This is a genomic window from Planotetraspora sp. A-T 1434 (assembly GCF_025420585.1).
GTDB lineage: Bacteria > Actinomycetota > Actinomycetes > Streptosporangiales > Streptosporangiaceae > JAOEGB01.
In genome coordinates, this window is sequence record NZ_JAOEGB010000035.1 from 1 (window position 1) to 13,116 (window position 13,116).

General features: G+C 66.8%; 13 protein-coding genes and 1 tRNA gene. 9 read left to right on the plus strand and 5 right to left on the minus strand.

What is annotated here, in order from left to right; genetic code table 11:
• Positions 1–487: 487 nt before the first annotated feature.
• Entirely contained in the window at positions 488–709 is a 222-nt protein-coding gene (locus N5079_RS31480) for a hypothetical protein (RefSeq protein ID WP_261587818.1), read from the minus strand.
• A 1,239-nt stretch (positions 710–1,948) separates the two neighbouring features.
• A complete protein-coding gene (locus N5079_RS31485) occupies positions 1,949–2,389 on the minus strand; it encodes a CPCC family cysteine-rich protein (RefSeq protein WP_261587819.1) in 441 nt (146 codons plus the stop codon).
• Between the two features lie 27 nt (positions 2,390–2,416).
• Here N5079_RS31485 and N5079_RS31490 point away from each other — a divergent pair, with 27 nt between their 5' ends.
• The 5 genes from N5079_RS31490 (at position 2,417) to N5079_RS31510 (ending at position 6,680) form a co-directional block, all read left to right on the plus strand.
• Positions 2,417–3,040: a hypothetical protein gene (locus N5079_RS31490; RefSeq protein WP_261587821.1), complete on the plus strand. Its 624-nt coding sequence runs from the start codon at positions 2,417–2,419 to the stop codon at positions 3,038–3,040.
• A 402-nt stretch (positions 3,041–3,442) separates the two neighbouring features.
• Complete coding sequence (locus N5079_RS31495; protein ID WP_261587822.1) at positions 3,443–3,871, plus strand: hypothetical protein; 429 nt, start codon at positions 3,443–3,445, stop codon at positions 3,869–3,871.
• 1,141 nt (positions 3,872–5,012) lie between these two features.
• On the plus strand, positions 5,013–5,495 hold the full coding sequence (locus tag N5079_RS31500; RefSeq protein ID WP_261587823.1) for an HIT family protein: 483 nt from the start codon (positions 5,013–5,015) through the stop codon (positions 5,493–5,495).
• 79 nt (positions 5,496–5,574) lie between these two features.
• Positions 5,575–6,333, plus strand: a complete 759-nt coding sequence (locus N5079_RS31505; protein ID WP_261587824.1) for a hypothetical protein — start codon at positions 5,575–5,577, stop codon at positions 6,331–6,333.
• The gene (locus N5079_RS31510) at positions 6,315–6,680 is read left to right on the plus strand and encodes a site-specific integrase (protein ID WP_261587825.1); all 366 of its coding nucleotides are present in this window, start codon (positions 6,315–6,317) and stop codon (positions 6,678–6,680) included. Before N5079_RS31505 ends, N5079_RS31510 begins: the two co-directional genes overlap by 19 nt.
• A gap of 102 nt (positions 6,681–6,782) precedes the next feature.
• Here the strand turns inward: N5079_RS31510 and N5079_RS31515 are convergent.
• A tRNA-Gly gene (locus N5079_RS31515) sits at positions 6,783–6,856 on the minus strand.
• A 205-nt stretch (positions 6,857–7,061) separates the two neighbouring features.
• On the opposite strand from N5079_RS31515, the gene dcd reads away from it, so the two are divergent.
• The 3 genes from dcd to N5079_RS31530 all read left to right on the plus strand — a co-directional run bounded on the left by dcd (position 7,062) and on the right by N5079_RS31530 (position 9,401).
• Positions 7,062–7,637 (plus strand): dCTP deaminase, encoded by a 576-nt coding sequence (gene dcd / locus N5079_RS31520; RefSeq protein ID WP_261587826.1) that lies wholly within the window; start codon positions 7,062–7,064, stop codon positions 7,635–7,637.
• A 147-nt stretch (positions 7,638–7,784) separates the two neighbouring features.
• Positions 7,785–8,402, plus strand: a complete 618-nt coding sequence (locus N5079_RS31525; protein ID WP_261587827.1) for a DUF47 domain-containing protein — start codon at positions 7,785–7,787, stop codon at positions 8,400–8,402.
• Complete coding sequence (locus N5079_RS31530) at positions 8,403–9,401, plus strand: inorganic phosphate transporter (protein WP_261587829.1); 999 nt, start codon at positions 8,403–8,405, stop codon at positions 9,399–9,401.
• A gap of 7 nt (positions 9,402–9,408) precedes the next feature.
• Here the strand turns inward: N5079_RS31530 and mshD are convergent, their stop codons facing one another.
• Positions 9,409–10,395, minus strand: coding sequence for a mycothiol synthase (mshD, locus tag N5079_RS31535; RefSeq protein ID WP_261587830.1), 987 nt, complete (start codon positions 10,393–10,395; stop codon positions 9,409–9,411).
• A 131-nt stretch (positions 10,396–10,526) separates the two neighbouring features.
• Between mshD and N5079_RS31540 the strand changes: the two genes are divergently transcribed.
• Entirely contained in the window at positions 10,527–12,239 is a 1,713-nt protein-coding gene (locus tag N5079_RS31540) for a bifunctional metallophosphatase/5'-nucleotidase (RefSeq protein WP_261587832.1), read from the plus strand.
• 66 nt (positions 12,240–12,305) lie between these two features.
• Here N5079_RS31540 and N5079_RS31545 read toward each other — a convergent pair whose 3' ends face one another.
• Entirely contained in the window at positions 12,306–13,022 is a 717-nt protein-coding gene (locus N5079_RS31545) for a winged-helix domain-containing protein (RefSeq protein ID WP_261587833.1), read from the minus strand.
• Positions 13,023–13,116: the final 94 nt, after the last annotated feature.

Consider the following 13,116-nt stretch of genomic DNA (forward strand, 5'->3'; position numbering starts at 1 on the left):
TCTCGTTGCGGTGGTGTGGCCGGAGCCGATGGGGACGGTGACCACCGTCATGTCGTCGACCAGCTCAGCCGTCCTCCTTCGCAGCTGACCCGTCGCGTCGATGTACGCCGAGATCGCCAGTGGTGGCAGCTGTGATCACAGGGCGGTTGTGTTCGACTGCGCGCAGCTGGGACATCGCCAGCTGCTGTGGGGGGAGGTTAGTCAGCGCATAGGTGGCGTTGTTGGCTTGCACCACAATCGGGTTTCCGTCCGCCCGTACCGTGTCTCGAACTGGTGCCCAGCTCGATGAGGGCGCGGGCGGGCTCGGCCTCTAGCAACATCGGACGGACGGGCTCCTGCGCTGGCCAGCGGAATTCGGCCCACACGGTCGCTGAAGGGTTGGAATTGTCTATGTCTGGTCCACGGGCGGGCAGTCCGGCCTCGGACTGCCCGCCGTGATAGGTCTGGTCGCGTTCTCCGTGATCACGTTCTTGTTGCCTCCGGGGGTTCAGGCGACGGCGCGCAGGGAGCCGGTGAGGGCGCGGTCGATGGCGTCGATGAGGTCGTGGATCCGGGGACGTTTGGTCAGGCCGCGGCTGCAGGCGTCGTCGATGGCGGGGATCCAGCGGCGGTCGTAGAAGGAGGAGTGGCGCCACCACGAGCCGGTGGGGGAGTTGAAGACGAACTCCTTGGGCCCCTTGCCCGCGATGTTCAACAGGATTGCGTCCATGACCTCGGAGGACAGGGCGATGGTCCGGCGGGATTGCTTGGTCTTGGGCGGGCCGACCTTGAAGGTGTTGTCCGCCTGGCGTTTCCAGGCCCGCCGTACGCGCAGAGTCGGGACGGCTTGCCGAACGGGTCGATATCGCGTACCTGCAAGGCGGCGAGTTCGGCGTAGCGCAGGCCGGTGCCGACGAAGACGGTGAGCATGTCGCGCGCGTCCGGTTTGGCGCAAGCGCGGATCAAGGCGAACTCCTGCTCGGTGAGGAACACCATCTCGTCGTCGCCCTCGCCGTCGTCCAGGCGGGGCAGGCGAGTGCGCGCGGCGGAGTTGGAGGTCCGTAGCGGGGGATCGGCCTCGACGGCGTCTTGCAGGATGGCGAACAGGACGCCGTGCAGGTTCTGGATCGTCTTGGGTGCGAGCGGGCGCCGGAGCCACTGGTTGGGGTTGGCGGGGTCGGGGACGCCGTGCTGGAGCTGGTTGACCCACCCGGACGAGGGCGCGGTCCAGCGTTGTTCCGTCGCGGATGTCGTGGTCGCCGAAGGTCGGCAGGATGTGGTTGCGCAGATCCCGCTGATAGTCGTGCCGGGTCCGCTCCTCGATCCCGGACAGGCTGGCTACGAAGTTCGTCGCGTAGTCCCGAAACAGGATCGGGGCGGCCTCGGGTTCGACGACCGGGTCCGGTGTGGCCGGAGCCCAGCCGTACCCGCGGATCCACCCCTCGGGCCAGTCGTGCCCGCACGCTTCTACCGCCAGCTTGAAGGTGACGGCGCGCGCCTTCTGGTCAAAGGTCTCCGACTGCCACTCGCCGTTCCGGCTGCCACCGAGGCGCCACTGCACCCGGTAGGTCTTCGTCTTCCCGTCCTTGCGGACGCGGGTCTCTATCCGTGCCACGCAGCTAGTTTCAGCTGGCCAGCGGCCATACCAAAGGAAATCCGGAAGATCATCGGTGGCCCGTGAGCCCACGGTGAGCCCATGAAGATCAAAGCCATGGCCGATGATCAAGAGATCGCCTGGTCAGGGCCTATGCGAGAGTGGAGCGGGTGACGGGAATCGAACCCGCGCTGTCAGCTTGGGAAGTCTTTCAAGATCCCGCCGTCTGAGCTGGGAAAACGTTGACCTGGGCCTACAGCGGTCGAGTCACCGTGAGTCCCCCCTGCTTACCGCTGATCGCCAACCGAACGGGCACGCAACGGGCACGCGAGCGCCTGATCTCTTGGCGTCCCGGGCTTCTTGCTGCTACGTAAGTCAGTTCCGGTCGGCCGATCGCGGCTCTTCGTGGAGTGGATGTTCCTCCGGGTGTGCATCACGGACGTGGGGAAGGTCGCGTTCACGATTGGCGCCGAAGGCGGCGAAGTTCCGGCGCGCCTGGCTGAGACTCAGGGCGCCGTTGGGGCCGCCGCGGACGACACGTGCGTCGTGCTCGTCCTGGCCGTCGTCCTCCCAGAAACAGACCGGGCAGATCTCGTAGCCTCCACGCTCTCGGAGAGTGAGGTAACCACAGCACGGACAGGCGTACGCCCGATTGCGAGGAGGGCGATGGATGCTGTTATGCGATGTGGTGTCGGTGTACCACTCGAACCAGTGGAGTCGCCGGTCAAGCTCGTCGGGACTCGGCCCATCCGACCGTTTACTCATGGCGTCATTCTCCTGCGAGAAGACGTTCCGGCACGCGATCGGGAGGGCCAACGATCTGAACATGTCTAACCTGTCGGCGTGGGCACCGACATCTACGGCTACATCGAGGCTCGCCACCCGTGCGCTGACGAGGACTGGTACGGCTGGGACGCATGGGCGGTGTCCATGCCTCTCTACCCGCTCTATGACGGCCGTGACTATGAGTCGTTCGGCTGCCTCTTCGGTGTTCGTGACCGCCTCGGCTGGACCCCGGTCGCGGCCGGCCGTGGTCTACCTGTCGACGCGTCGGAACCTGTTCGTACTGACTATGAGGACTGCGTCCGGATAGATGCAGCCATACATGGCTGTACGTGGGTTTCATGGGCGGAGCTGCGTGATCTGGATGTGACTGTCCGTCCCGCTGCCCGGGGGGTGCTTGATGTTCAGTCGGCACATGGCTCGACGATCAGCCGGTATCGCATTGATGACCAGTGGCCCAAGGATGTTGTGGAGGAGTACGGCGTACCGCCGTTGGGTGCCTCACCCGTCGAGGCTCCGATGAGTCGCTGGGAGGTTTCTGGAGCGACGCTCGAGTATCGCCCGGTGACGCGACTGGACGCGCTGGGACCGGGCACCGGATGGGAACACGTCTTCGGGGTGATGCAGGCATTGGCGCTGCGGTTCGGGCCTGAAGGCATGCGATTGATCGTCTGGTTCGACTGACGGCACTGAGAAGGCTGCGTCGACCGACCCCGGTAGGGAAATCGCCTGACCTGGGCCTTCAGGCTTGGAGCGGGTGACGGGAATCGAACCCGCGCTGTCAGCTTGGGAATAGGCTACTGATCTTGCCGTCCTGAGCTGGGAAAATGGGGGTGCAGGTCAAGGCTGGTTGAGTGACCGTGAGTCCCCGCGATCACCGCCGATCGCCGTCCGTTCTGGCACGCATCTGGCACGTGATCACGGTTCTCCCTTGTGCGGTGCCACAGCATGCTCGTATGCGCTTGACGTCCTCACGCCAACTCCCGGCATGATCGTCAGATGTTCTACTTCGGGATCAGTGGATACAGGCCCGCATGGTTGAGCGGGAGTTCAGCGGTCGCCGCCGCACATGGTCGGAGACTGGCCATGCTGGAAGGGCGGGGGCTGACCCGCGCCCTGCTGGTGTGGGACCTCGACGAGGACGTTTGGTTCTCCGATGGCCTGGTCCTGTTGGACTTCGAGGGCGAGCAGGTCGAGATCGTCCACCAGAAGTTCGATGAAATCTCGATCACGTGGAACACGGTCGATCCGGCTCGGCCTCTGGATTGGGCGGGGGAGGGATTCCGTTTGGCATGGCGAGGGGGCGTGCCTGACGAGCTGGCGGGATTACAGGGGCAGAGGCTGCAGGCCGTGGAGCTTCTGACGTGGACGGGTGAGGACATGGCGCAAGGGATGGTGGCTGTCGGATTCCTCTTCCCGCACGGGCGCGTGACGATTTACAACGCTCTCGATGAGAACGGCATGGAGTTCGGAGACCCTGATCAGCGGTATGCGCGCCAGGGGCTCAACACGTAGTGCCCATGATCCACTGGCGTAGCTTATCGGCCCCGGGAGTTTGGAGCGGGTGACGGGAATCGAACCCGCGCTGTCAGCTTGGGAATTGCATGGATCACGGCCTGTAGGGACGCTGACCTGGGCGTGGGGCCGGTCAGGAGTAACCGTGGTTGACCGCTCGTCACCCTGCTTAATGGCCCGGTAATGGCCCGGCGGACTGCCCATGCTGGGCTTGCTGTGAGTTGGTGGCCGTCTTCTACTCCTCGATCGCCCATCCTCGGTCTAGGTTGCGGAGCAGTTGTCGAACCATGCCCCGCGCCTGCGTGTCGTGCTCGGCGACGACGCGCATGGTGTGGGCTGCTCGCTCTACCCGCTCGATGATGGCGGGGATGACCTCGACTCGATGTCCGTCCTGATCTATGTACGACTCGAAGCCCGGTTCGGGTTGGAAGCATCCCCACCAATCCAACAAGACGCATAGAGCCGCGTTTCGCGGTGGGCCAGGGCAGGCGGAGACGATGTGCAGCAATACGTCCGTGCCTGTAACCGCGGCAGGGTATAGCGTCCCAGCGTGATCATTGCCCACGGCCGAGCGGATACCGCCTCCGTGATCCTCGTCGGCCCATATCGTGCGCATCAAGGCACGAAAGGCCTCCGCCACGTCGCGAGGCTCATACCATTCGGGGCCAGGAATCCCGGCCCAGTCCACAGATTCGGGGTCCACGAAGGATCAGCGTACGGGGAGGTTTTGACGTAGTAGCCCCTGCGCGACGCGTACGTACCGCCTTCCTGATCACCCCGTCTGCCGTCGACCCGCCCGAAGGGGAAGCGGGCCAAGGCCACCGGGTCCAGGTGGAGCGCCCTACTGGACGAAGGACCTGGACCCGGTGGCCTTGGTCTGCTCGGCTTGTCCCGGGTCGAGGGCGGGCGGGGTGATCAGGCCCCTACCTCAGCCATCGAAGAGCCGCCATGATGAGCAGGCCTTGCCGATCACCCCGGAGCCGGAGTGCCCCCGCCGGGGGCAGGAAAGGACGGCAACTGGTCTCGGCGTGGCCGTAGATAACCCACATCAGTGCTCGAAAACATGCGATGCACAGTCCTGCGGCGCTCGACGAACGTAAAGCGATCGCCATGGGCGCTGGATTCCAACATCATGGTGTGCATGAGCGACCTTGAATGCTCGGGCTGTATCTTCTGCGCCATTGTCTGCGGTGAGGCGGAGGCGAGTGTCCCCTACGCAGACGATCGCGTGGTGGTGGTCATGGATATTGGAGCTGTCACCCCCGGTCATCTTCTTGTGATCCCTCGCATGCATGCCGTCGGGCTGGAAGATCTCGACGAGGAGACGAGTGCACACGTGTGGACGATCGGCCACCGCATGGGACGAGCTCTGCGGCGCTCCGGCCTTCGTTGTGAGGGGGTGAACATCTTCCTTGCGGACGGAGAAGCCGCTTTTCAGGAGGTCTCTCACTTCCATCTGCACGTGTTCCCACGGTTCGAGGGGGATGCCTTCCGGATAGAGGCCAACTGGGGCACCAGAGCTCGCAGTCTGCTTGACCGGGAAGCCGGAGCAGTGCAAGCCGGTTTGGCGGCGCTGGGATTTCCCGAAGCGGGCATGGGTGACAGGGATGAACCGCTTACCTGATCGTTCGTATCGACGGCCGGTGGTCTCGGCGTCCCCGGACGGAAGATAGTGGGCGGCGGTGCGGCAGGTTCGCTTTGGTGTGGCGGGGCTAGCGGGCGGTGGACGGCCCGAGCTGCCGGCGGCCGGGACCGGCCCCCAGGCCGCATGCCCGGCCGCCGAGCGGGCGCAGGGCCGCGAGGCGGCGCGGAGCGCCGCCCTTGGCAAGCTGCCCACGGCGATGATTCGGCAGTGGCGGGCTGATCTGCTCGGCAACGGCGTCTCGGTGTCGATGGCGGCCAAGGCATACCGACTGCTGCGCGCGGTGCTCATGACGGCGGCTGAGGACGACCACATCATCCCGAGCAACCCATGTCGAATCCGCGGGGCCGGCGACGAGCACCCTGAGGAACGTCCGGTCCTCACTGTCGCCCAGGTCTTCGACCTCGCCGACCGCGTAGGCCGTCGCCCGGTCGGCAACGTTCGCAAGCTCAAGAGCGGTGCCTATCGGCTGCGGTTCCAGCGGCACGGGGAGATGCGGACCCATCCCGAGGCCTTCGTCACGAGGAGTGAGGCCGAACGGGCGCTGTGGAAGATGGGCATGGGCAGCCGCGCCGACTGCACCCAGGATCGCCGGTTCCGCGCCCTGGTCCTGCTGGCCACCTTTGCGAGCCTGCGATGGGGAGAGGTCAGCGCGCTCCGCCGTAGTGACATCGACCTCGACGCGGGGACGGTGCGCATCCGCGCGGCCTTCGTGGAACGCTCCACGGGTGAGTTGGTCATCGGCCCTCCCAAGTCCAAGGCAGGACGGCGGATCGTCGGCATTCCCAAGCGATCGGCCCCGTGCTGCGGGAGCACCTGAACACCTACGTCCTCGACGAGCCGGGCGCGCTGGTCTTCCCCGGTGCCAAGGGCGGGCCGCTCCGGCGTAGCGGCTTCAACACCCGTACGCGGTGGGTGGACGTGGTCAAGGAGATGGGCCTCGCTGGCCTTCACTTTCATGACCTACGCCACACGGGAAACATGCTGGCGGCCGAGTCCGGCGCTGGCCTCAAAGACCTCATGGCCCGGATGGGGCACGACAACGTCAGAGCCGCGATGATCTACCAGCACGCCGTACGCGGGGCGGACAAAGTGATCACCGACGCGATCAACAGGCAACTCCAGGCGCGGGATGCCGACGAGGCCGATGAGCTTCCTGCTGGGTGATCACAGAGTTAATGGCCCGCTAATGGCCCGAGAAGATCAAACAGTCCCACAAACAATCAAGGCCCGGGTGGGGATCCTGTCCCTGACCTGGGCCTTCGCTCGTGGAGCGGGTGACGGGAATCGAACCCGCGCTGTCAGCTTGGGAAGCTGATGTTCTGCCATTGAACTACACCCGCGTGGGCCGACCATGAAGCCGACCGCGTCACTACTGTAGCGGAAACTGGGCGTGCTCCTGCAGTCCCCAGCCGAGATCGTCCGTGACTGCCGCGAGATCCACCGGCCCGTCCCACTGACTCCGGCCTGCGGAACCCCGTCGCCGGCCGGGCCGTACATGGGCGGTGGGCGGTTATGCGCACGTCATCGACCGTTAGCCTTGCACCCGTGCTGCTTTCCGATCGAGACATCCGCGCAGAGCTCGAGTCCGGGCGGGTCAAGCTCGACCCCTACGATCCCGAGATGGTCCAGCCGTCCAGCGTCGACGTGCGGCTGGACCGGTACTTCCGGGTCTTCGAGAACCATCGGTACCCGCACATCGACCCGGCCATGGAGCAGCCCGACCTGACCCGTGAGGTCGAGCCCGACGGCGACGAGCCGTTCATCCTCCATCCCGGCGAATTCGTGCTGGCCAGCACCTACGAGGTGATCAGCCTGCCGGACGACATCGCGTCGCGACTGGAGGGCAAGTCCAGCCTCGGCAGGCTCGGCCTGCTGACGCACTCCACGGCCGGCTTCATCGACCCGGGCTTCGAGGGGCACGTCACCCTGGAGTTGTCGAACGTCGCCACGCTGCCGATCAAGCTGTGGCCCGGCATGAAGATCGGCCAGCTCTGCATGTTCCGGCTCAGCTCGCCGGCCGAGTTCCCGTACGGTTCCGACCGGTACGGCTCCCGCTACCAGGGCCAGCGTGGTCCCACGCCCAGCCGCTCGTTCCTCAACTTCCACCGCACCAAGATCTGATGACTCGTGCGTGTCAACCGGTGACGGCAGGGCAGCCAGAAGGCGAAGAGAAGGTTACAAGCGCGTGCACAGGACCTTAAGTTCGCATTTCCACTGGTAGGCCGTACTCTTCTCTGCGGACCATCCCCGCACATCTGGAGAAATGACGTGCGACTGCGTCTCACGCCCCGTGAGGACAGCTACTACGACTTGTTCGCCGACTCGGCCAACAACCTCGTCACCGCTTCCCGTCTGCTGGTCGAGATCATCAGTGAAGGTTCGGACCGGGACGCCCTGGCCGAGAAGATGCGGGCCTGCGAACACGCGGGCGACGAGCGCACTCACGCGATCATGAACCGTCTGAACGAGAGCTTCATCACGCCCTTCGACCGCGAGGACATCTACCGCCTCGCGTCGAACCTCGACGACGTGATGGACTTCATGGAGGCCGCGGCCGACCTGATCGTTCTGTACCAGATCGACCACCTGCCCAAGGAGGTCGTCCGCCAGGTCGAGGTGCTGGAGAGGGCCGCCGAGCTGACGGCCGACGCCATGCCGCGGCTGCGGTCGATGCAGCACCTCAACGAGTACTGGATCGAGATCAACCGGCTGGAGAACCAGGCCGACCAGATCTACCGGCGGCTGCTCGCGAAGCTGTTCGGCGGCGACTACGACGCGCTGACCGTCATGAAGATGCGCGAGGTGATCGAGCAGCTGGAGCTCGCGGCCGACGCGTTCGAGCACGTGGCCAACACGATCGAGACGATCGCGGTCAAGGAAAGCTAAGTGGACCTCGCAATTGTCATCGGTGTCATCATCGTCGCACTGGCGTTCGACTACACCAACGGCTTCCACGATGCCGCCAACGCGATCGCGACCTCGGTCTCCACTCGGGCGCTGACCCCGCGGATCGCGCTGCTCATGGCGGCCGTCATGAACTTCATCGGCGCGCATCTCGGCGAGTCGGTGGCCAACACGGTCGGCAAGGGCATCATCGACCCCCCCAGCGGCCGGCACGGCCTGATCATCGTCGGTGGCGCGCTGATCGGCGCGATCATCTGGAACCTCATCACGTGGTACTTCGGCCTTCCGTCGTCCAGCAGCCACGCGCTGATCGGCGGCCTGGTCGGCTCCGCCCTCGCGTCGAGCGCGACCGTCCACTGGGACGGCGTGCTGGAGAAGGTCGTCATTCCGATGGTGCTCTCGCCAGTGGTGGGCTTCACCCTTGGCGCGATCATCATGATAGCGATCTTGTGGATCTTCCGCCGGGCGAATCCGCACAAAGCGAGCCGGGGTTTCCGGTACGCCCAGACGGTGTCCGCCGCCGCCATGGCGCTGGGCCACGGCCTGCAGGACGCGCAGAAGACGATGGGCGTGATCTTCCTCGCCCTCGTCGTCGGGGGCTACGTCTCACCCGGCTCCGGCATCCCGGAGTGGGTGATCACCTCGTCGGCGCTGGCGATCTCTCTCGGCACGTACGCCGGCGGCTGGCGCATCATGCGCACCCTCGGCCGCCGCATCATCCACCTCGACCCGCCGCGCGGCTTCGCCGCCGAGTCGGCGGCGGCGACCGTGCTTTACACGGCGGCGATCGGCTTCGGCGCGCCGATCTCGACCACACACACCATCACCACCGCCATCATGGGCGTGGGCGCCACCAAGCGGCTGTCGGCCGTCCGGTGGGGCATCGCGGGCAACATCATCACCGCCTGGGTCCTCACGATCCCGGCGGCCGCCATCGTCGCCGCGCTCTCCTACTTCCTGCTGAACTTCGTCCTCGGATAGGGGCGACTCACCGGCGGTACATCACGTCGGTGTCCCATCGAGTGAACCCGAGCGACTCGTAAAGCCTGGTCGCCGGGGCGTTGTCCTCGTCCACATAGAGCATCACCTGCGCCAGGCCCAGCGAGCGCAGGTGCGCCAGCCCGGCGAGCGTGAGCGCGCGGCCCAGCCCCGTCCCGCGCTCCGCCGGGTCCACTCCCACGACGTACACCTCGCCGATCGGCTCGTGGGCGTGCTCCCCATCGCCGTGGACCTTGGTCCAGTGGAACCCCGCCAGCGAGTCCTGCCGTACGGCCAGGAAGAAGCCGGCCGGGTCGAACCACGACTCCTGCTCCCTGCGCTTGAGGTCGTCGATCGTCCACGTGCCCTGCTCCGGGTGCGTGGCGAAGGCCAGGGCGTTGAGCGCCACCCACGCCTCCTCGTCCTGCCCCGGCACGAACGTGCGCAGCCGTACGCCCGCGGGGAGGGCGGCGGCGGGCAGCGGCGCGAACAGCGACCGGCGCATCTGCCACAGCGAGCGGGCGCGCGTGAAGCCCGCGCTCGCCGCCAGCCGGGAGGCCGCGGGGTGATCGCCGTGGGCCCACAGCCTGAGCCGCCCGCCGCTCTCCTCCAGCACCGCCTCCAGCAGCCGCCTCCCGAGACCCCGCCCGCGGAACGCCGGGTGGATCACCAACTCGCCGCTCGGTCCCTCGACCGGGTCCGTCGGGTCCAGATGCGCGAACCCCGCGAGCTCCACCGGCTCCCCACGACCGGCAAGGCCCCCAACGCCGCCGACGCCCCCGCCACCGGCCACGCCGTCGCCGTCCGTCGCACCGTCCGCTGTCGCATAGATCAGTACGGCTCTCGCCCCGGGGTCGCCGCCGTAGCGCAGATGCAGCATCACGTGCTCGTTGAGCGGACGCACGCCGTCCGCCTCGGTGGCCGCCTCGACCAGCGCGAGCACGGCTGCCACCTGCTCGTCACCAAGCCGTTCCAAAATCTCCACGCGCGCGTTCATGTCTCGCACACTAGGTGATCGTCCATCGTCGAGCACGGCCGGGTTCTGGCAACATCCGCCATGTGCGAACCCCCTGAATCGTTATCTCTGCGCCATTTGATGCTTAGATCACGGCTTTACTGTCGAGAACCATGACCCCAGCATCCCTTACGCGACTGGCCGTCGCCGGTGCCGCCGCGGCGTGTCTCGCGGCACTCACCGCCGGACCGGCCAGCGCGACCCCCGTGGTCCAGCACGCCAAGGGCCCGAAGCCCGTACCGGTTCGGCTGCTCTCCATCAACGACTTCCACGGCAACCTGGAGCCCCCGACCGGCTCCGGCGGGCGCATCGTGGACGAGACCGGCAAGACCGTCGACGCCGGCGGCGCCGCCTACCTCGCCACCCACATCAAGCAGCTTCGCGACGAGAACACGCTTCTCGTCGCCGCCGGCGATCTCATCGGCGCGTCTCCGTTGATCTCGGCCGCCTACCACGACGAGCCGACGGTCGCCCTGCTCGACAAGCTCGGCCTCAAGACCTCGGCCGTCGGCAACCACGAGTTCGACGAGGGCATCACCGAGATCAAGCGCATCATGAACGGCGGATGCCACCCGGTCGACGGGTGCTCGCCCGAGGGCACGTGGGAGGGCGCCGGCTTCGACTTCCTGGGCGCCAACGTCCTCAAGGAGAACAGCGGCAAGTATGCGCTGCCGCCCTTCTACGTCAAGAAGATCAACGGCGTGAAGGTGGGCTTCATCGGCCTGGTCACCCAGACCACGCCGAGCATCGTCACGGCGTCCGGCATCCAGGGGCTGAAGTTCGCCGAGGAGGTCTCCTCCGCCAACAAGGTGTCGAAGTACCTCGCCCGCAGGGGCGTGAAGGCACAGGTCGTGCTCGTCCACGAGGGCGACTCGGTCACCCCGGGCCAGAGCCCGGACGCCTGCCCCGTCATCCCGGGCAACGGCTCGCGGATCGCCAGCCAGCTCGACCCGCAGATCGACCTGGTCATCAGCGGCCACTCGCACCAGGCCTACATCTGCAAGACCAAGGACCCGGCCGGCCAGGACCGCTACTACACCCAGGGGTCGTCGTTCGGCCGCGTCGTCACGCAGATCGACTTCCAGGTCGACCGCAGGACGCACGACGTCATCCGTTCCAGCGTCGTCGCCGACAACCACGTGGTGACGCGCACGGTCACGCCCGACCCCGAGACCGCGGCCTTCGTCCAGACCTGGAAGGACCGCGTCGCGACGGTCGCCAACAAGAAGATCGGCACCATCACCGCGAACATCGGCCGTGACGCGACCGGCGGCGCCGAGTCCCCGCTGGGCGACCTCATCGCCGACGCCCAGCTCGAGTCCACCAAGACCGGCGGGAACGCCGAGATCGCGCTGATGAACCCGGGCGGCGTCCGCGCCGACCTGACCTACGCCCAGAGCGGTTCCGAGGGCGACGGGGTCGTGACATACGGCGAGGCCTTCACGGTCCAGCCGTTCAACAACCTCATGCAGGTCGTCACGCTCACCGGAGCGCAGCTCGACGCGCTGCTGGAGCAGCAGTGGACGGCCTCGTCCACGAAGGTCCTGCTGCCGTCCGCCTCGCTGACCTACACCGCCGACCTGACCAAGCCGATCGGCTCGCGGGTCTCGAACATCAAGATCAACGGAACCGCCGTGACCGATGCCCAGCAGATCCGGGTGGCCGCCAACAACTTCCTCGTCGGAGGCGGTGACGGCTTCACGGTCTTCACGCAGGGCACCAACCTGTGGAGCGGCCCGCTCGATATCGACGCGTTCGTCGCCTACTTCGGCGCGCACTCGCCGATCGCCCCGCCGGTCGCCAACCGCATCACGTTCATCAAGTAGCCGTCACAGGAGAAGGCCCGCCCCGGAAACCGGAGCGGGCCTTTTCAACGAGCTCAGACGGTACGGCTATCGCCGGGCGGGCTCGGCGGTCTCGGTCTGCTGCTCTCCGCCGCGGTCGGGGACGAAGCGGTAGCCGACGTTGCGGACGGTTCCGATCAGCGCCTCGTACTCGGCGCCGAGCTTGGCCCGCAGACGGCGGACGTGGACGTCGACGGTCCGGGTGCCCCCGAAGTAGTCGTAGCCCCAGACCTCCTGCAGCAACTGGGCGCGGGTGAACACCCGGCCGGGGTGCTGGGCGAGATACTTGAGCAGCTCGAACTCCTTGAAGGTGAGGTCGAGCGCGCGCCCGCGGAGGCGGGCGGTGTAGGTCGCCTCGTCGATCGCCAGGTCGCCGCTGCGGATCTCGTCCGGCACCTCTTCGGCAGCCGCCAGCGACAGCTTGCCGACGGCCATCCGGAGCCGGGCCTCGACCTCGGCGGGGCCGGCGGTGTCGAGGATGACGTCGTCGGCACCCCACTCGGCGGTCATCGCGGCGAGGCCGCCCTCGGTGACGATGACCATCAGCGGGCAGTCGATCCCGGTGGTCCGCAGCAGCCTGCACAGGCCCTTGGCGTGGACGAGTTCGCGGCGCGCGTCGACCAGGATGGCGTCGGCGGGCGGTGTGTCGATCAGGGCGGAGGCCTCGGCGGGCGCCACCCGCACCGAGTGCAGCAGCAGCCCGAGCGCGGGAAGCACCTCCGCGGAGGGCTCCAATGCATTGGTCAGCAGGAGCAGGTTGCTCACTTCCGCCTCCTTGCCACCTCGTCGGCCTGTCCGCTGCTTCGGGCGAAACCTGCGACAGCCGTACAAACACGTAAGGACCCGGGGGCCACATCGC